Genomic DNA, 18270 nt, shown 5'->3' on the forward strand with positions numbered 1-18270 from the left:
AGTCGGAACCAACACACCCATCCACCGGACGGAAGGAACTACCAATGACCATCGTCAGCCCAGCGATCGAACTGCGCGGTTTGTGCAAGTCGTTCGGCGACAAAGTGGTGCTCGACGGCGTCGACCTCACCGTCGCGCGCGGCACAGTGTCGGCTCTCCTTGGACCGAACGGCGCCGGCAAGACCACCGCCGTCAACATCCTTACGACTCTTGTGCGGCCCGGCGGCGGCGGCGCAACCGTCGATGGACATGATGTGGTGCGGAACCCGGACGGCGTGCGTGCCGGGATCGGCCTCACCGGCCAGTTCTCGGCGGTCGACAAGCTGCTGACCGGCGAGGAGAACCTGAGGCTCATGGCGCGGCTGCGTCACCTGCCGGCCAAGCGGGTGAAGGCCCGCGTGGCCGAGCTGCTCGAGCAGTTCGACCTGGTCGAGGCGGCCCGCAAGCCGCTCGCCACGTACTCGGGTGGCATGGCGCGCCGGCTGGACCTGGCGATGACCCTTGTCGACACCCCGAGGATCATCTTCCTCGATGAGCCGACCACCGGACTCGACCCGCGCAGCCGCCACACCATGTGGGACATCGTGCGCGAGCTGGTTGCGCAGGGCACCACGGTGCTGCTCACCACGCAGTACCTTGACGAAGCCGACGAGCTCGCCGACCGGATCGCAGTGCTGGACGGCGGGAAGATCGTCGCCGAGGGCACCCCCGACGAGCTGAAGCGGCTCGTGCCGGGCGGCCACATCCGCCTGCAGTTCGCGGACGCGCAGGCCCTGAACTCGGCTGCGGCCCTGTTCGCCGAGGCTGCCCGCAAGGATGCGGCGCTCAGCCTCGAGGTACCGAACCGCGACGGGGTGCGTAGCCTGCGGAGCGCCCTCGACCGACTCGACGGCGCGGGCATCGAGGTCGCCGACCTCAGCATCCACACCCCCGACCTGGACGACGTGTTCTTCGCGCTCACCGCCCGGGTCGAGCACACCCGGACAGAAGGGATCCCCTCATGACCACCGCAACAACCCAACCCCAGCGCGGGCACGTCCTGTCGGACTCGTTGACGATGACGAGCCGGAACCTGCTGCATATGATCCGCTATCCGGGTCTGACAGTCTTCGTCGTGGTGTTACCGGTGGTGTTCCTGCTTTTGTTCGTGTATGTGTTCGGCGGCACTATTGGGGCCGGGCTCCCGGGTGGGGCCGTCGACGCACGCGAGGCGTATGCCGCCTATGTGCTTCCCGGCATCCTGCTCATGACGGTCGCCGGGAGCGCGGGAGGCACCGCCACGACGGTCTCGATGGACATGACGGAGGGCATCGTCGCGCGATTCCGCACGATGGCGTTCTCTCGGGCGGCAGTGCTGACCGGGCACGTGCTCGGGAACACCCTCCAGGCGCTCATCGCCGTCGTGGTCGTGTTCGGCGTCGGCCTGCTGATCGGCGTCCGGCCCACCGCCGGGCCGCTGCAGTGGCTTGCGGCCGCCGGACTGATGGCACTGGTCGCATTCGCGATCACGTGGCTCGCGGTCGCGATGGGGATGGCGGCGAAGTCGGTGGAGACCGCCAGCAACCAGCCGCTCATACTCACCTTCCTCCCCTTTCTGGGGAGCGGCTTCGTGCCGACCGAATCGATGCCGGCGTGGCTGCATGGGTTCGCGCAGTACCAGCCGTTCACCCCGTGGATCGAGACCGTGCGGGGATTGCTGACCGGCAGCGACATGGGCGCGAACCCGCTGCTCGCGATCGGTTGGATCGTGCTGCTGTCGGTCGTCGGCTACGCCTGGTCGATGGTGCTCTACAACCAGAAGTCGGTGCGCTGATCCGATGGCACGCTCGTCGTGAAGGCCCAGGGCGCACTGACGTTCGGATCGGCCGAGCGGCGAGCCTCGAGGTGATCTTCGCCCCGGCCTCGCCCGCCGACCTGCTCAATATGTTCGCATCCTTCGATGTCTCGGAGGCCGAAGCCGCCGCGGACCGCACGCCTCCAGACGTGAAATGAGGTTCGTTGCTCGGCGCAGCAGCCATGACGACGTCCGATTCCGGTGGCTGGCGCAGAGAGTCCGAAGGAGGGCGGCGGTTTATGGATACTCTCCCACTACCCGAAAGCCCTGCGACCGCAACATCGACATGGCAGCCAACGTCCGGTCTGATTTGCCTATACTTTCTGCGGCGGCTTGTAATGCTGGCCGCCGCCCGAAAGACTGGACGAAAGCACGTCCCACCCGCGAAAGGCACCAGATGAGCAATATTCCAGCAGACCTCTCCTACACCGCCGAGCACGAGTGGATTACCGCCCCGGACGCGAACGGCGTGGTCCGGGTGGGCATCACCGATTTTGCCCAGGACGCGCTGGGCGATGTTGTCTATGTGCAGATGCCCGAAGCCGGGAGTAACGTCGCCGCGGCCGCCGTCGTCGGTGAGGTCGAGTCGACCAAGAGCGTCAGCGATATTTACGCACCGCTCGCCGGGGAAGTTTCCGCCCGCAATGAGGCCCTGGACGGCGAGCCTGCGCTGATTAACTCCGACCCGTACGGCGACGGTTGGCTGCTGGAGATTAAGCTCGACGACGTCTCGTCCGTGGACACGCTGCTCAGTGCCGGTGAGTACGAACAACAGGTAGGCTAGTGGGAAGGGCGGCGCTTGCTTGCGTAGGCGCGCCGCTGATGGCGACATTCACTACAGTTTTTTGTTACGCGCCGGCCGTACGATTGTGCGGGCCGCGGGCTAGCGACATGAGGAGGAGTACCGATGGTTGACAACTCAAGCAACGCCGTGTCCAGTGGTCAGGCGGAGTTTGCGGATCAGCCGGGTGCTTCCGAGACGACGTCGATCCAACTGTCTCCGCTCAGCAGGGAGCCAACGGTTGAGCATAAGCTGGCCTCGGAAGAGCGGGTGGCGGTGGAGGCTCTGCCGGCCGGCTCCGCACTGCTGATTGCGCACAGCGGACCCAACCGCGGCGCCCGGTTCCTGCTCGATGCCGACATGACGACTGCGGGCCGGCATCCGGCCGCCGACGTATTTTTGGATGACGTCACCGTGTCCCGGCGGCATGTCCAGTTCCGCCGGCTGCGCGGCGGATTCGAGGTCGTCGATTCCGGCAGCCTCAACGGGACATATGTCAATGGAGACCGGGTTGACTCGGTCCGGCTGCGCAGCGGGGATGAAGTCCAGATCGGCAAGTTTCGGCTCACGTACTACTACAGCCCCGCCGCTCCCGCCCAGACTCAGCCCTGAGGGCCGGCATGGGCAGCATGAATCAGCCGGCGCGCAGGACCCTGACGGATGCCCGTACGCACTCGGGACGGTCCCGACCACCCGTCATTTTCAATATTGGCGAGGTGCTGGCTCAGCTGAGCGAGGACTTTCCGTCGGTGACCGCCTCCAAGATCCGCTTCTATGAAGAGAAGGGGCTGATCGCCCCGCAGCGGACGCCGGCAGGATACCGGCAGTTCCGGGAAGCCGACGTCGAGCGGCTGCGTTTTGTTCTGGCCCTGCAGCGCGATCATTATCTTCCACTGAAGGTGATCCGCGACTATCTGGACGCGATTGACCGCGGCGAAGGGCCCGAAAATCTGCCCCCGGGCGTGTCCATCGCGCCGCGGATGGTATCTGATGAATTTGCCGTCGAGCTCAAGAGCCGGGCGCGCAGGCTCAGCCCGGAGCAGCTGCGCGCCGAGTCGGGGGCCAGTGGTGAGCTGGTGGCCTCGCTCGTGAGCTTTGGCCTGATCGCCGCCGTTGACGGCCATTTTGATGACCACGCCCTGCGCGTGGCGAAGGCCTGCACCGCGCTCTCATCGCACGGGCTGGAGCCGCGGCACCTGCGCCCATTCCAGGCCGCCGCCGAACGCGAGTTCGGGCTGGTGGAGCGGGCGGTCGCGCCGCTGAGCTCGCGCCGTGACGGTGCCTCGCAGGCCCGGGCCGCGGAGACGGCCCGTGAAATCAGCGAACTGTGTCTGAGTCTGCACAGTGCGCTGGTCCAGGATCGGATTTCCCGGATGGACCGCTGATGTATTCCCGGACCCCGACGCTGCGCGAAGGATGACTGACCGGACATGATTGAGCTGGAGATCGTCGGTGTGCGGGTGGAGATGCCTTCCAACCAGCCATTGGTGCTGCTCAAAGAGGTGGCGGGGGATCGCCACCTGCCGATCTGGATCGGCACGGCGGAGGCCACGGCCATCGCGCTTGCTCAGCAGGGTGTTGTCCCGCCCCGTCCCCTGACCCATGACCTGCTCTGCAGCATCGTGAAGGCGCTGGGGCGCTCCGTTGCCAGCGTTACGCTGACGGCCGTTGAGGACGGCGTTTTCTACGCCCAGCTGATGTTCGACGACGGCACAGCGGTTGGTTCCCGGGCCTCGGATGCGCTGGCGGTCGCGTTGCGCGCGGACTGCACCATCTGGTGTGCTCCGGCGGTGATGGAGGACGCCGGGGTGCGGATAACCGATCACGATGAAGAAGAACCCGACGCCATCACCTCCCCGGAAGCCGAGGAGCGGGAGCTTCGCCGGTTCCGTGAATTCCTTAACGGCGTGGAACCGGAGGACTTCGAGAAATGAGGTGCGCGAAAGAGGTGATCGCGTCCGGGTAAGGTTAAAGCTGAACCTGAAAGTTCCGACACGCCGGAAAATTAGTTCCCGCGTCTTTGACCAAAGGCCGTGGCGGCTCTAACGTCGGTATATGAGTTCCCATTGCCAGTGGGAGTTCGGGCGGTCAGACTGTTCGGGTATGCACTTCAGCTCTGCACCACCGATCATGCGATACCGATACCAGCACTCTTGAGGCAAGTTCAGGCTTGAGCTTGAGGCACATTTTCAGCTCTAGGCACTTTCTGCAGAAGCCGCCACGCGACTTCTCCTAGGGAACGACGACAAGGAGGGTCCACGTGAGTCCGAAAGGCGACGCCGGCGAGCTAAGACACGCACCCGTCCCGGGCGAGGCCATACCGGCCGGAGCACAGGGGCTGCTGTTTACCGAGGATCTGCCCGTCCTGGACGAAGATGCCGGTTACCGCGGACCCATCGCCTGCAAGGCTGCCGGCATCACCTACCGTCAGCTGGACTACTGGGCGCGGACGGGGCTGGTGGAACCCGCTGTGCGCGGTGCGGCCGGATCAGGGTCCCAGCGCCTCTACGGCTTTCGTGACATCCTGGTCCTCAAAGTTGTTAAGCGTCTGCTCGACACGGGAGTTTCGCTGCAGCAGATCCGCACGGCCGTGGAACATCTGCGCGAACGGGGTGTGGAAGACCTGGCACAGATCACCCTGATGAGCGACGGCGCATCGGTCTACGAGTGCACGTCCGCGGACGAGGTCATCGATCTGGTACAGGGTGGTCAGGGTGTCTTCGGCATCGCCGTCGGCCGGGTCTGGCGCGAGGTGGAGGGAAGCCTCGCCGCGCTGCCCAGCGAACACGCCGCAGTGCAGTCCTTCCCCGACGACGAACTCAGCAAGCGCCGGGACGCCCGCAAGATCTCCTAGCCTGACCGGCACCCGCCTTGATCCCCTGTAAGTTTTGAGGTTGCGGCTGGGGACCGGTGGTGGCTGTCCGGGGGCGGTGGAAGCCTAGCGGTGGATGCGGTTCCGGACGGAGCCTTTCGCCAGCAGCCCGCTGAGCAGTTGGTCAAAGAGTTCCGAGGCGTTTTTCGCCGATTCTCCGGGCCACTGATGAATTGGATGCGTGGCCCCCTGAATCTGCTGCCAGTTGGCTTGCTCCGGGATGGTGGGGGACAGCAGGAGCGGGCCGAACATCGTCTTCAATTCTGCCAGGCGGTAGCTGTGTTCGGTGGATCCGCTGCGCACCCGGTTGGCGACAATTCCGGCAGCGGACAGACCAGGTGCGAACTCGGCGCGGAACAATTCGAGGGCGCGAAGGGTGCGCTGGGTGCCGGCCACGGAGAAGAGTGCCGGCTCAGCCACCAGCATGACCCGGTTACTGGCGGTCCACGCCATCCTGGTCAGGCCATTGAGCGAGGGCGGGCAGTCGATCAGCACCAGCCGGTATGTGCGGGTGCTGCGCGGGGTCGAATTGGTGGAATTGTTCAGCAGCGTGTGGAGCCGGCGCAGATCCCTGCGCCCCAGGTCAGGCCGGTCGTAAACGCCGGCGAAGGCCGAACCTATCGCCACGTCCAACACGGGTGCGGCGCCGCCGTCGGAGGTGGCGTTTTTGACCCACCCGCTGGGGAGCACATTGGCGGCAAGCGCCGCCTTACGGGCGTTCTTGAGCATGTGCCCGATATCCTGCTGGCCGTCGGCGCAGACAGCCAAGCCGGTGCTGGCGTCCGCATGCGGGTCGAGGTCGATCACCAGGGTCGGAACGCCGGCCGCCAGCGCTGCCGAGGCCAGCCCCAGGGTGACGGACGTCTTGCCGACGCCTCCTTTGAGACTGCTGATGCTCACTACCTGCACGGCTTGAACCAATACCTTTTCGTCGCCTACTCGTATGCGTGCTGCTGCCGTGTCCGCGCCGTGCCCGGGGGTAACCCGAGGCATGGAGTCAGAAACATGCTATATGCGGACCGTTCGCGGCTTGCGGCCCCATCGAAAAACGACACCAATAGCACACGTAACCCGGCGGGTGGACCGCTGCCTGACAACACCGTACCGACGCCATTCAGCGACCGGCACATGGGGGTCTTCTACGGAACCCCACCTTCATCATATGTTGAACGCCCTCGGCTTCCGGTCTTTGGATGAGCTGGACGGGCGGCGCTGCCCGATCCCCACCAGTGTGCGGACGGAAGCGACGCGGTCTCTCCGTGACGGCCGATGAGGCTCGCCATGCGGCGGATCTACGTGCCCGCGCACGAGCGTGCAACGCTGCACAAGACCTTCTGTATCCGCAGGTCCGCCGTGCTCCTGTATTTCGTGCTCTTGTACTACATTGGTACGACGCAGATTTGTTACGACGCATTGTTACGCCGGCCGGTTGTGACCTATGGCACCTCGACTTGTCCTGAGCTCGTTCGCTCTTAGAGACTGACAGCACGCAGACCCGCCACCTTCCTCCGACCCAGTTCCCCAGGAGCATCATGTTTTCAAAGATTCTGGTAGCCAACCGCGGCGAAATTGCCATCCGAGCCTTCCGTGCGAGCTACGAGCTGGGCGCCAAGACGGTGGCCGTCTTTCCATATGAAGACCGCAACTCCATCCACCGGCAGAAGGCCGACGAGGCGTATCTGATCGGAACGGAGGGGCATCCGGTCCGTGCCTACCTGGACGTCGAAGAAGTGATCCGGGTGGCCAAGGAGGCCGGCGCGGATGCAATCTACCCGGGCTACGGCTTCCTCTCGGAGAACCCGGGGCTGGCCGCGGCGGCCAAGGAAGCCGGGATCACCTTTGTGGGGCCGCCGGCCGACGTTCTGGAACTGGCCGGGCACAAGGTCCACGCGCTTGACGCAGCCCGCGACGCCGGTATTCCGGTGCTCAAGTCCAGTCAGCCGTCGGCGGATCTGGATGAGCTGATTGCCGCCGCCGACGAAGTCGGTTTCCCTATTTTCGCCAAGGCTGTGGCCGGCGGCGGTGGTCGCGGCATGCGCCGGGTGGACAAGCGGGAGGATCTGCCGGAGGCACTTCGGGCGGCCATGCGTGAGGCGGATGCCGCTTTCGGTGATGACACCATGTTCTTGGAACAGGCAGTGCTGCGTCCGCGCCACATCGAGGTGCAGATTCTGGCCGATGCCGCGGGCAACGTCATGCACCTGTTCGAGCGGGACTGTTCCATCCAGCGCCGGCACCAGAAAGTGGTGGAAATTGCGCCCGCTCCTAACCTTGACGAGAATATCCGGCAGGCGCTGTACCGCGATGCCGTGAAGTTTGCGAAGGCCTTGGGGTATGTTAATGCCGGAACCGTGGAGTTCCTGGTGGACACCGTGGGCGAACGGGCCGGTCAGCACTTCTTCATTGAGATGAACCCGCGGATTCAGGTCGAGCACACCGTGACCGAGGAAATCACCGATGTCGACCTGGTCCAGGCGCAGCTGCGGATCGCCGCGGGGGAGACCCTTTCGGAGCTTGGCCTGAGCCAGGACTCGGTGTCGATCAAGGGCGCTGCGCTGCAGTGCCGCATCACCACAGAGGATCCGTCCAACGGGTTCCGGCCCGACGTCGGAAAGATCTCCGCGTACCGTTCCGCCGGGGGCGCCGGTGTACGGCTCGACGGCGGCACCGTGTACGCGGGTGCCGAGATCAGTCCGCACTTTGATTCCATGCTGGTGAAGCTGACCTGCCGCGGCCGGGACTACCCCAGTGCCGTGGCCCGTGCCCGCCGGGCGCTGGCGGAATTCCGCATCCGTGGCGTCTCCACCAATATCTCTTTCCTGCAGGCGGTGCTGGACGATTCGGACTTCATCGCCGGCAACGTTGCGACCTCCTTCATCGATGAGCGACCGGAGCTGCTCAAGGCGCGGGTCTCCGCGGACCGGGGCACCAAACTGCTGACCTGGCTGGCCGATGTCACCGTGAACAAGCCGCATGGCGAGCTGAAGGTGCATGTGGATCCGGCCGGGAAGCTGCCGCCCGTGGATGACCAGGACCTCAAGCCAGGGTCGCGCCAGCGGCTCCAGGAACTCGGTCCGGAAGGCTTCGCGGCGGCGCTGCGGGCGCAGACGGCCGTGGCCGTTACGGATACCACATTCCGGGATGCGCACCAGTCGCTGCTGGCCACCCGGGTCCGGACCCGCGATCTCGTTGCGGTCGGCCCGGCCGTCTCCGCGCTCACCCCAGAGCTGCTGTCCGTGGAGGCATGGGGCGGGGCAACCTACGACGTTTCTCTGCGCTTCCTGGGAGAGGACCCCTGGGAGCGTCTGACCGCACTGCGCGCGGCGCTGCCGAACATCTGCCTGCAGATGCTGCTGCGCGGACGCAACACCGTCGGCTATACGCCGTACCCGGAAGAAGTGACAGAGGCGTTCGTCGGCCAGGCAACCGCGGCGGGGATTGATATTTTCCGTATCTTCGACGCGCTCAACGACGTCGACCAGATGGCCCCGGCCATCACGGCCGTCCGCGCCACCGGAACAGCGGTCGCGGAAGTGGCGCTGTGCTACACAGGGGACATGCTGGATCCGGCAGAGAAGCTTTACACGCTGGATTACTACCTTGCCCTGGCCCGGCGGATCGTCGATGCCGGTGCGCACATTCTGGCCATCAAGGACATGGCCGGGCTGCTGCGGCCGGCCGCGGCGGCGAAACTCGTCGCCGCCCTGCGGGCCGAATTTGACCTCCCGGTGCACCTGCACACCCACGACACCACCGGTGGCCAGATGGCCACCCTGGTGGCCGCGGTCGACGCCGGCGTGGACGCTGTGGATGTTGCATCCGCCGCCCTGGCCGGAACCACCAGCCAGCCCCCGGCCTCGGCGCTGGTGGCGGCGTTGGCGCACACCGAACGCGACACCGGTATTTCGCTGCCGAACATTTGCGCGCTGGAGCCCTATTGGGAAGCAGTGCGGCGGGTTTATGCTCCGTTTGAATCCGGTCTGGCCGGGCCCACCGGGCGCGTGTACCAGCATGAAATTCCCGGCGGACAGCTCTCTAATCTGCGCCAGCAGGCCATGGCGCTGGGCTTAGGGGAGCGCTTCGAGGAAATCGAGGATATGTACACCGCCGCGGACCGGATCCTGGGCCATCTGGTCAAGGTAACTCCGTCCTCGAAGGTCGTCGGGGATCTGGCCCTGCATCTGGTCGGCATCAAGGCGGACCCGCAGGACTTCGAGGCGAACCCGCAGAACTACGATGTGCCCGATTCGGTCATCGGCTTCCTCTCCGGTGAGCTGGGCAACCCGCCCGGCGGCTGGCCGGAACCGTTCCGGAGCAAGGCGCTGCAGGGCCGCGACGTCAAAATCCGCGACGCCGAGATCAGCGCCGACGACAGCGCGGCCCTGGTGGGGGAACCCGCCACCGCGCGGGCCACCCTCAACCGGCTGCTCTTCGAAGGCCCCACTCGGGACTATCTGAAGGTCAAGGAGACCTACGGGGACGTGTCCGTGCTGGATACTAGGGATTACCTGTACGGTCTGCAGCGCGGGCAGGAACACATCATCGCGCTGGAGAAGGGTGTCCGGCTGATCGCCTCGCTGGAAGCCGTTTCCGAGGTGGATGAGAAGGGCATGCGCACCGTGATGTGCACGCTGAACGGCCAGTCACGCCCGGTGGTCATCCGCGACCGCAGCGTGGTCAGCGACGTCAAGGCCGCGGAAAAGGCAGATGAGTCCGTCCCGGGTCAGATTGCCGCACCGTTTGCCGGTGCGGTCACGGTCACGGTTGCCGTTGGCGACGCCGTCCAGGCCGGGGACACCATCGCGACCATCGAGGCGATGAAAATGGAAGCGTCCATCACCACCGCCGTCGCGGGCAGGATTTCACGGGTGGCGGTCGCCGCCATCGAGCAGGTTCAGGGCGGCGATCTGCTGGTGGTCGTGGAGGAATAGCGGGTACGCGGCCTCCCGGCCCGGTCTGCGCTAAAATAGGGCTGATCGGTGGGGCCGTGGCTGCATGAGGCAGCCGCGGCTCCCTTGCAGCGGGCGGGAGTTATGACGCAGGACGAGAACAATCCGGTGAACGGACGGTCCGGACGCGAAGCGAAGGACGAGGCCGCAGGCGCGAAGACCGACGGCGGCCAGACGGCCCGTGTGGTCGGCGCTGGTGTCAGAGGTGATGCCATTTCCGCCGCGTCGGGCGGCGAGCGTGTCGAAAACGGCGGTGTCGGGAATGTGGACGACGAAAATGTGGACGGCAGCGACGACGACGGCGCTGCCGTTGCGCTGGTCAGCTCAGATGCCGTAACCGATCCCGGTTCCGCCGGGACGGTGACGTCCATGACGCCCGTGATTCCGCTGCAATCCAATGATCCCGCGACGTCGCCGCCCCGGCCAGGATCCACAGCCGCCGAGGTGCTGACCACCGCGGTACCTTCGGCGGCGGACCCAAGCCGGGAACCGCTGTATGCCGCGGCAGCCGGCGGGGAACCGACCGGCTCCATTCCGGCCGTTCCGGAATCAGCACGTGCGTCCCGCAGTGCCCAAGCCGGCAGTGCCCAAGCCGGCAGTGGCAAGAACCTCAGGGACAATGTCGGCAGTGATCGGCACCGCCGCGATCAGCCCCGCAGCGCGCGGCGGGGCCGTGAAGACGGCCCGGAGCCGGCAGCGGCGCTGACCGCGGATCGGCTGCTCAATCCGGCGGCGGCCCCGCCCGCCGGCGGATGGCGGCTGTGGCTGTACAAGCTCACTTTCGGGTCCCTCCACGTGGGAGATTCGGACAAGGTGCGCGTCCAGCGTGCCCGCGAACACCGCATCTCGGCACGGTTGGGGCACCACACCCGCTACGTACCGGTGCTTTCACGCAAAGGCGGCGTGGGTAAGACCACGGTGACCACGCTGCTGGGGATGGCGTTGGCCGAGCTGCGGGAGGATCGGGTCATCGCGATGGACGCAAATCCGGACCGCGGAACGCTCTCGGACAGATCGCCCGGGCGTGCGGACTTTACCGCACGCCAACTGGTCCAGGACCGGTTCAGCGTCAATACCTTTTCGCAGCTGTCCACTTATGTGGCACGCGACGGATCCCGCCTCGACGTGCTGGCCTCGGATACCGATCCGGCCGTAGCCCAGGCGTTCGACGATTCGGACTACCGGGCCGTCACAGACATTCTCGGGCGTTACTATTCGATTGTGCTGACGGATTCGGGAACCGGAATGGTGCATTCGGTGATGAAGGGGACGCTGGAGAAGGCCGACGCCGTTGTGCTGGTTTCCGGCGGCAGCGTCGACGAGGCGCGGCTTGCCTCGGAGACGCTCTCCTGGCTGGAAGCCCACGGCCGGCATGATCTGGTGGCCAAGGCAATCGTGGTGATCAACATGTCCTCAGGGGACAGCACCCAGGTCAACATCGGCGAGATTGAGGACCATTTCCGGTCCCGCGTCAGTCACGTACTACGGATCCCGTATGACCGGCACCTGGCCGAGGGCTCCCGTGTCCGGCTCGACGAGCTGCGTCCGGCCACCCGTGCGGCGGCCATGGAACTTGCCGCTCTGGTGGTCGACGAGCTGCAGGCGGGCTGAATGATGACACATTACGATCTTGCGATCCTCGGTTCCGGGTCCGGCAACTCCCTGCCGGGTCCGCAATGGGCGAATAAGAAAATTGCCGTGATCGACGGCGGAACGTTCGGTGGGACCTGTCTGAACGTTGGCTGCATTCCGACCAAAATGTTCGTTTATCCCGCAGATCTCGCGGCCGGAACGCGCGAGGCAGCCCGCCTGGGCGTTCGGGCGGAAGTCACCGCCGTGCACTGGCGTGCCATCCGGGACAGGATCTTTGGCCGCATTGATGCGATTTCAGCCGGCGGGATGGAATACCGCGCACATGGGGAACCGAATATCACCCTCTATCCGGAGCATGCCGAATTCACCGGACCGAAGGCCCTGCGCACTGCCGGCGGCACGGTGATCACGGCGGAACAGATCGTCGTGGCAGCCGGCTCCCGGCCGGTCATCCCGGACTTTCCGGGGAACCACCTGCTCCAGGTGCATACTTCGGACACGATCATGAGGGTTGATGAACTGCCCGCCAGGGTCCTGATCGTCGGTGGCGGGTTCATCGCAGCGGAGTTCGGCCATATCTTCGCTTCACTGGGCTCCGAGGTGGTCATGCTGACCCGATCCCCCGGGTTGCTCAAGAGTCAGGACGCCGAAATTTCGCGGCGTTTCGAGGAGCAGGTCAGAGGCCGCTGGGATATCCGGCACGGCTATCAGGTGGCGTCCGTCCGGGCAGTGCCGGACCGGCCAGGACGCGTCCTCGCGGAGTTGGCACCGGTGGCAGGAGTGGCCGACGCGCCGGCCTCCGTGGAAGTGGATCTGGTGCTGCTCGCCACCGGCCGCAGGCCCAACACCGATGGCCTCAATGCGACCGCGGCGGGATTCGATCTGACCGCCGACGGCCGGCTCCGGGTAGATAAGTATCAGCGTGTGCTCTCGGGAGGGAAGCCCATTAGCGGCGTGTGGTCGCTGGGGGATGTCAGCAGCGACTTCCAGCTCAAGCATGTGGCAAACCATGAGGCCCGTACGGTGGCACACAATCTGCTGCACCCCGGGCAGCTGCGCGCCAGCGACCACAGATTTGTCCCGGAGGCCGTCTTTACGCGGCCCCAGATCGCCAAGGTGGGGATGACCGAGGAGCAGGCTCTGGCCCATGCCGCCCGCCACGGCCTGGAGATCGTCACGGCCGTGCAGGATTACGGTTCGACGGCCTACGGCTGGGCCATGGAGGACACCACCGGCATCGTGAAGCTCGTCGCGGAGAAAGACAGTGGACTGCTGCTCGGCGCACACATCATGGGCCACGAGGCGTCAATGCTGATCCAGCCCCTCATTCAGGCCATGAGCTTCGGTCTGGATGTCCGCACCATGGCGCGTGGCCAGTACTGGATCCATCCAGCCCTAACCGAGGTCGTGGAAAACGCCCTGCTGTCCTTGAAAGTCGGCTCGAAGCACTGACCTGCTGGCATCCGGGTGCTGCGAGGTTCCGGCCGCAACACCCGTCCTATCGGTCAGCCGGTTTCTTCGCCGAGTAAATATCGGCGACGACATCATCGAAATCCTTCAGCACCTGGCTGCGCTTGATCTTCAGCGACGGCGTGAGGTGTCCGGAAGCCTCGGTGAAATCGGTGGGCACGATGCGGAAGGCCTTGATGGATTCGGCCGCCGAGACGGACGCGTTGGCCTTGTCGATTGCCTTCTGAACGGCATTCCGGATGGTGTCCTGTCCGATCGCCTCGCTCAGGCTGATGCCCGCGGGCAGGCCGTGGTTTTCGGCCCATTTAGGCAGCGCCTCTTCATCCAGGGTCACGAGAGCGGAAATGAAGGGCCGCTGATCTCCGAGCACCACGCACTGGGAGATCAGCGCGTCGGCACGGATCTGATCCTCCAACAGCGCCGGAACAACGTTTTTGCCGCCGGCGGTGACAATGATTTCCTTCTTGCGCCCGGTGATGCGCAGGAAACCCTCGGCGTCGAGCTCGCCGATGTCCCCGGTGTGCAGCCAACCATCGGCAAACGCTTCGGTGGTGAGGTCATCGCGGTGCCAGTAACCGCGCATCACGCTGACGCCCTTGGCGAGAATTTCGCCGTCGTCGGCAATTTTGACCGCATTGCCGGGCAGCGGGGCCCCAACGGTGCCGATTCTGATCATCGCGGGCCGGTTCACCGTCACCGGCGCGGTGGTTTCCGTCAGTCCGTATCCTTCGAGGATCTGCAACCCGATGCCCTGGAAGAAGTGGCCGAGCCGCTCGCCCAGCGGCCCACCGCCGGACACCGCATGTTTGACCTGCCCACCCATGGCTGCCCGAAGTTTTCGGTAGACCAGCTTATCGAAGATCGCATGCTTGGCCTTGAGCAGGAACGGGACCGAACCACCCTGCCGGGCGCGCGAGTATGCGATGGCAACCTCCGCGGCCTTAGTGAAAATTTTGCCCTTACCCTCGGACTCGGCCTTGAGCGCGGCCGAGTTGTAGATTTTTTCAAATACCCGTGGAACGGCCAAAATGAAACTCGGCTGGAAGCTCTGCAGATCCGAGAGCAGGTGCTTGATGTCCGGTGTGTGCGCCACCTTGGCGCCGGCTGCCACCGCGAGGACGGAGATAAAGCGGGCAAAGACATGGGCCAGCGGCAGGAACATAATGGTCTGCGCACCCTCGGGAACCACGTCGGAAAGCACACCCAGGGCATTGTCTGAGAGTTCAACGAAGTTGCCGTGCGTCAGCTCGCAGCCTTTGGGCCGGCCGGTGGTTCCGGAGGTGTAGATAATGGTGGCGAGGTCGTCCAGGCCGCGGGCGGTCCGCCGTTCCTCCAGCTCGGTATCCGAAACGGACTGCCCGGCAGTACGCAGTTCCTGCAGGCTGGCCGCCCCCAGCTGCCAGACGTGCGCCAGCGCGGTCAGGCCCTCCGCGGTGGCGGCCTGGCGGACCACATTTTCATGGTTGGCGGTTTCAGCAAAAACCGCGACGGCGCCGGAATCGCCGAGATTCCAGGCCACCTGACTGGGGGAGGAAGTCTCGTAGATCGGCACCGAAACGGCCCCGGCGAACCAGATGGCGAAGTCCACCAGTGACCATTCATAGCGCGTGCGGGCCATGATGCCCACTCGGTCCCCAAGGCGGATACCGGAGGCCATCAGACCTTTGGCCAGGGCGCCGACATCATCACGGAACTCCGTGGCGGGGATGTCCACCCAGTTCTTCTCCCCGTCCAGACGGGCGAACAGGGCGGGATTGGAGGCCTTGTTCGCCTGCCGCAGGACCAGATCCGTGGTGTTCGTGTTCCGGGGAACATTCACCACTGCCGCAACGGAAAATTGTCGCACTATAGCTCCTTCGATACCTGAGGACCACAGGGGTTTGCCATTACTCTATCCGGCACCATCGGCGGGGCGGCTCAGATGCTGTTACTAGTCAGTAACATTTTGGCTGCAGGCCCTACTTTCCCAAGCCGGCCCCCCGCCGGGGCCGCCCCCTCCGCCGAAAATCGAACCGTCCTGGTTTCTCATGAGTCATTACGCGGACGCTCCCTCGGAAAGCTGGAATGGTGAAGCCACTGCCCGGTCTTCCGCAGGTAATTCCTGCCCTGTGACGGCGATTCCCCCGGGCAACCTTTTCAATAAGTGGTCTGCCCCCTCGACGCTCGGATCGTTCCTGCGCGGGTTCACGTTCGGTCATGCATGTCAGCTCGACGCGGTCGCTTCCCGGTTCCCGGAGAATCTGGCGGCGATCACCCCGGACCAAGAGACCTTGCTCGAAACCCACCGCGTCCACCCGGTGTTCGCCACCAGCACCCTCGATACCATGCGCGCCGATAAACCGATCGCGCGAACCGATCGCGCCGAACCGATCGCGCGAGGGGCGCTTTCGGGGGTGGTCCTGCCGGTTGGGTGCGGCGGCGGGGACGTGAGAGCTGGCCGGGCAGGCCTGCGGGCCGGCCGGCGGATCCGAACGGCGACATGAGGCCCGTTCGGCCTCGGTAGAATGACAAGAATGGTCGACAATGATTCCCGCGGATCCGGCCGCCGGGCCGCTTCCGTGCTAACGGCCGCCTGGCACCGTCCGGGCTTGGGGAGCCGCCGGACGTACGAGCACAGGCCGGAGCGCGTTCCGCGGCGCCTGGGGCGCAGCGGGCTCGTGATAGGCATCGACATCGGTGGCACCAAGGTTGCGGCCGGCGTAGTGGACCCGCGTGGGGTGGTTCTGGACGAGCGGAGGCAGCTGACGCCGGGAAGCGACCCGCGCGCCGTCGAGGCGACGATTGTGGAACTGGTCCGCGAACTCTCTGCCGACCACCGTGTTGTCTCCGTCGGCATTGGAGCCGCCGGTTGGATGGATCTAAGTTCCAGCATGGTGCTTTTCAGCCCACACCTGGCGTGGCGGAACGAGCCACTGCGGGAAAACCTGGAGCGTATGCTGCGCCGCCGGGTGGTCCTCAGCAACGACGCCGATGCGGCCGGTTGGGCGGAATGGCGCTTCGGCGCCGGCCATGGGCAAAGCCGGCTGGTCTGCATCACGTTGGGCACGGGCATCGGCGGAGCCATGGTGATGGACTCGCGGTTGGAACGCGGGCGCTTCGGACTGGCCGGTGAATTCGGCCATCAGGTGATCATGCCGCAGGGACACCGCTGCGAGTGCGGTAACCGCGGGTGCTGGGAACAATACGCCTCCGGGAACGCACTGGGGCGGGAGGCCCGCGAACTGGCCAGGGCCAATTCGCCTGTGGCGCAGGAATTGCTTCGCCGGGTCGGCGGTGCCGTGGACACGATTACCGGGGCCGTCGTGACAGAGCTGGCGATGGCCGGGGATGCCGCGTGCCGTGAGTTGGTGGAGGAGGTCGGCGACTGGCTGGGCCTTGGGCTTTCTAATCTGGCGGCCGCCTTGGACCCGGGAATGTTCGTCATAGGGGGCGGACTCTGCGAGGCGGGGGAACTGCTCCTGGAACCGGCCCGCCGGGCTTTCGGCCGAAACCTCACCGGCCGCGGCTTCCGGCCCGCGGCGCAGATTTCACTGGCGGCCTTGGGTCCACGGGCGGGCATGATCGGCGCGGCGGACCTTTCCCGGATCAGCAGCGGATCCCGGTCCTAGTGGTGTGTCTCCAAAATAGTTTATGACTTGTGGATTAAGCTGGGAACATGTCGAATCCAGCTCCCGCATTGACCCTCACCGACGCCCAGCACCAGGTCTTGGAGGCCCTGTCCAAGTCTCGGCTTGCTTCACATCGCGAGGTGCAGCGGGCGCAGGTTCTCCTGATGGCTGCCGAGGGCCTGGCTAACGAGTGGATCTCCCGGGTGGTGGGTGTAAGCCCGGCGACGGTGCGGGCTTGGCGTGCCCGGTTCGTAGGGGAAGGGCTGAAGGAGTTCGGCAAGGTCAAGGAGGGGCGGGGGCGCAAGCCGGCGATCCCGGAGTCGAAGATCGCCGAAATCGTTGAATTGACGCGGTTTTCCAAACCGGAGGGTGCGACGCATTGGTCGGTGCGGTCCATGGCGGCACGTGTCGGTGTGTCTCCGGCGCAGGTGCAGCGGATTTGGGCGGCACGTGGGCTGAAGCCGCACCTGATCAAGACGTTCAAGCTCTCCACCGATCCGAACTTTGACGAGAAGCTCATTGATGTGTGCGGGCTGTACCTGAATCCGCCGGAGAACGCGATGGTTTTCTGCATGGATGAGAAGACCTCGATCCAGGCTCTTGACCGTTCCCAACCGTCCCTGCCGATGGTCAGGGGTCGGGCCGAGACCGTAACGCATGACTACAAGCGCAACGGAACCACCACGCTCTTCGCGGCCTTGGAGGTCGCCACGGGAAAGGTCCTGGGATCCTGCGTGCCCAAGCACCGGCACGATGAATTCCTGGGGTTTCTAAAAACCATCGAGAAGGAGGTCCCCAAGGGCCTTCAAATCCACCTCATAGTGGACAACTATGCGACCCATAAGCATTCGAACGTGAAAGCGTGGCTGGAGAAGAACCCGCGGTTTCACCTGCATTTCACCCCAACCTCCTCCTCCTGGCTGAACCTGGTGGAGCGCTGGTTCAGGGACCTCACGGAGAGGGCACTGCGCCGCGGGGTCTTCCACTCGGTGCCGGATTTAATCGAGAAAATCGAAGCCTACATCCGCGTCAACAACGAGAACCCCACGCCGCTGATTTGGACAGCGACCGCCGACTCCATCATCGAAAAAGTCCGCCGCGGACGCGTAGCCCTCCAAGCCACAAAACAAAACTGAGACACTACACTAGAAGCGCTCCCGGTC

15 protein-coding genes are annotated in these 18270 nt (G+C 65.2%); 13 read left to right on the forward strand and 2 right to left on the reverse strand.

Annotated elements, in window-relative coordinates; translation table 11 throughout:
- Window positions 1-50: 50 nt before the first annotated feature.
- From ACLLJI_RS06075 to ACLLJI_RS06105, 7 genes are all read left to right on the forward strand, one after another.
- Window positions 51-1004: an ATP-binding cassette domain-containing protein gene (locus ACLLJI_RS06075; protein ID WP_434621274.1), complete on the forward strand. Its 954-nt coding sequence runs from the start codon at window positions 51-53 to the stop codon at window positions 1002-1004.
- Window positions 1001-1813, forward strand: coding sequence for an ABC transporter permease (locus tag ACLLJI_RS06080; protein ID WP_434619138.1), 813 nt, complete (start codon window positions 1001-1003; stop codon window positions 1811-1813). The genes ACLLJI_RS06075 and ACLLJI_RS06080 overlap by 4 nt, the downstream gene beginning before the upstream one ends.
- A gap of 418 nt (window positions 1814-2231) precedes the next feature.
- On the forward strand, window positions 2232-2618 hold the full coding sequence (gene gcvH, locus ACLLJI_RS06085) for a glycine cleavage system protein GcvH (RefSeq protein WP_434619141.1): 387 nt from the start codon (window positions 2232-2234) through the stop codon (window positions 2616-2618).
- Between the two features lie 123 nt (window positions 2619-2741).
- The gene (locus ACLLJI_RS06090; RefSeq protein WP_434619144.1) at window positions 2742-3227 is read left to right on the forward strand and encodes an FHA domain-containing protein; all 486 of its coding nucleotides are present in this window, start codon (window positions 2742-2744) and stop codon (window positions 3225-3227) included.
- A 17-nt stretch (window positions 3228-3244) separates the two neighbouring features.
- Window positions 3245-4000, forward strand: a complete 756-nt coding sequence (gene ftsR, locus ACLLJI_RS06095) for a transcriptional regulator FtsR (protein ID WP_434621277.1) — start codon at window positions 3245-3247, stop codon at window positions 3998-4000.
- 45 nt (window positions 4001-4045) lie between these two features.
- Window positions 4046-4549, forward strand: coding sequence for a bifunctional nuclease family protein (locus tag ACLLJI_RS06100; RefSeq protein WP_283560806.1), 504 nt, complete (start codon window positions 4046-4048; stop codon window positions 4547-4549).
- Between the two features lie 326 nt (window positions 4550-4875).
- Complete coding sequence (locus ACLLJI_RS06105; protein ID WP_434619148.1) at window positions 4876-5469, forward strand: MerR family transcriptional regulator; 594 nt, start codon at window positions 4876-4878, stop codon at window positions 5467-5469.
- 84 nt (window positions 5470-5553) lie between these two features.
- Here ACLLJI_RS06105 and ACLLJI_RS06110 read toward each other — a convergent pair whose 3' ends face one another.
- A complete protein-coding gene (locus ACLLJI_RS06110; protein ID WP_434619151.1) occupies window positions 5554-6396 on the reverse strand; it encodes a ParA family protein in 843 nt (280 codons plus the stop codon).
- Window positions 6397-7019: 623 nt separating this feature from the next.
- Here ACLLJI_RS06110 and ACLLJI_RS06115 point away from each other — a divergent pair.
- The 3 genes from ACLLJI_RS06115 (at window position 7020) to ACLLJI_RS06125 (ending at window position 13481) form a co-directional block, all read left to right on the forward strand.
- Window positions 7020-10418 carry a pyruvate carboxylase gene (locus tag ACLLJI_RS06115; RefSeq protein ID WP_283560803.1) on the forward strand — a complete coding sequence of 1133 codons (3399 nt, stop codon included), beginning with the start codon at window positions 7020-7022 and terminating at the stop codon, window positions 10416-10418.
- A gap of 102 nt (window positions 10419-10520) precedes the next feature.
- Entirely contained in the window at window positions 10521-12047 is a 1527-nt protein-coding gene (locus tag ACLLJI_RS06120; protein ID WP_434619155.1) for a MinD/ParA family ATP-binding protein, read from the forward strand.
- A 3-nt stretch (window positions 12048-12050) separates the two neighbouring features.
- Entirely contained in the window at window positions 12051-13481 is a 1431-nt protein-coding gene (locus tag ACLLJI_RS06125; RefSeq protein ID WP_434621280.1) for a mycothione reductase, read from the forward strand.
- 46 nt (window positions 13482-13527) lie between these two features.
- Here the strand turns inward: ACLLJI_RS06125 and ACLLJI_RS06130 are convergent, their stop codons facing one another.
- A complete protein-coding gene (locus tag ACLLJI_RS06130) occupies window positions 13528-15345 on the reverse strand; it encodes an AMP-dependent synthetase/ligase (RefSeq protein ID WP_434619158.1) in 1818 nt (605 codons plus the stop codon).
- A 262-nt stretch (window positions 15346-15607) separates the two neighbouring features.
- Here ACLLJI_RS06130 and ACLLJI_RS06135 point away from each other — a divergent pair, with 262 nt between their 5' ends.
- From ACLLJI_RS06135 to ACLLJI_RS06145, 3 genes are read left to right on the forward strand one after another with little or no spacing between them, the layout of a single operon-like run.
- Window positions 15608-15982 (forward strand): hypothetical protein, encoded by a 375-nt coding sequence (locus ACLLJI_RS06135; protein WP_434621795.1) that lies wholly within the window; start codon window positions 15608-15610, stop codon window positions 15980-15982.
- 30 nt (window positions 15983-16012) lie between these two features.
- Window positions 16013-17107, forward strand: coding sequence for an ROK family glucokinase (locus ACLLJI_RS06140; RefSeq protein ID WP_434619161.1), 1095 nt, complete (start codon window positions 16013-16015; stop codon window positions 17105-17107).
- A gap of 47 nt (window positions 17108-17154) precedes the next feature.
- Window positions 17155-18243, forward strand: a complete 1089-nt coding sequence (locus ACLLJI_RS06145; RefSeq protein WP_434615129.1) for an IS630 family transposase — start codon at window positions 17155-17157, stop codon at window positions 18241-18243.
- Window positions 18244-18270 lie beyond the last annotated feature (27 nt).

The organism is Arthrobacter sp. A5, assembly GCF_051131705.1.
Lineage (GTDB): Bacteria > Actinomycetota > Actinomycetes > Actinomycetales > Micrococcaceae > Arthrobacter_M.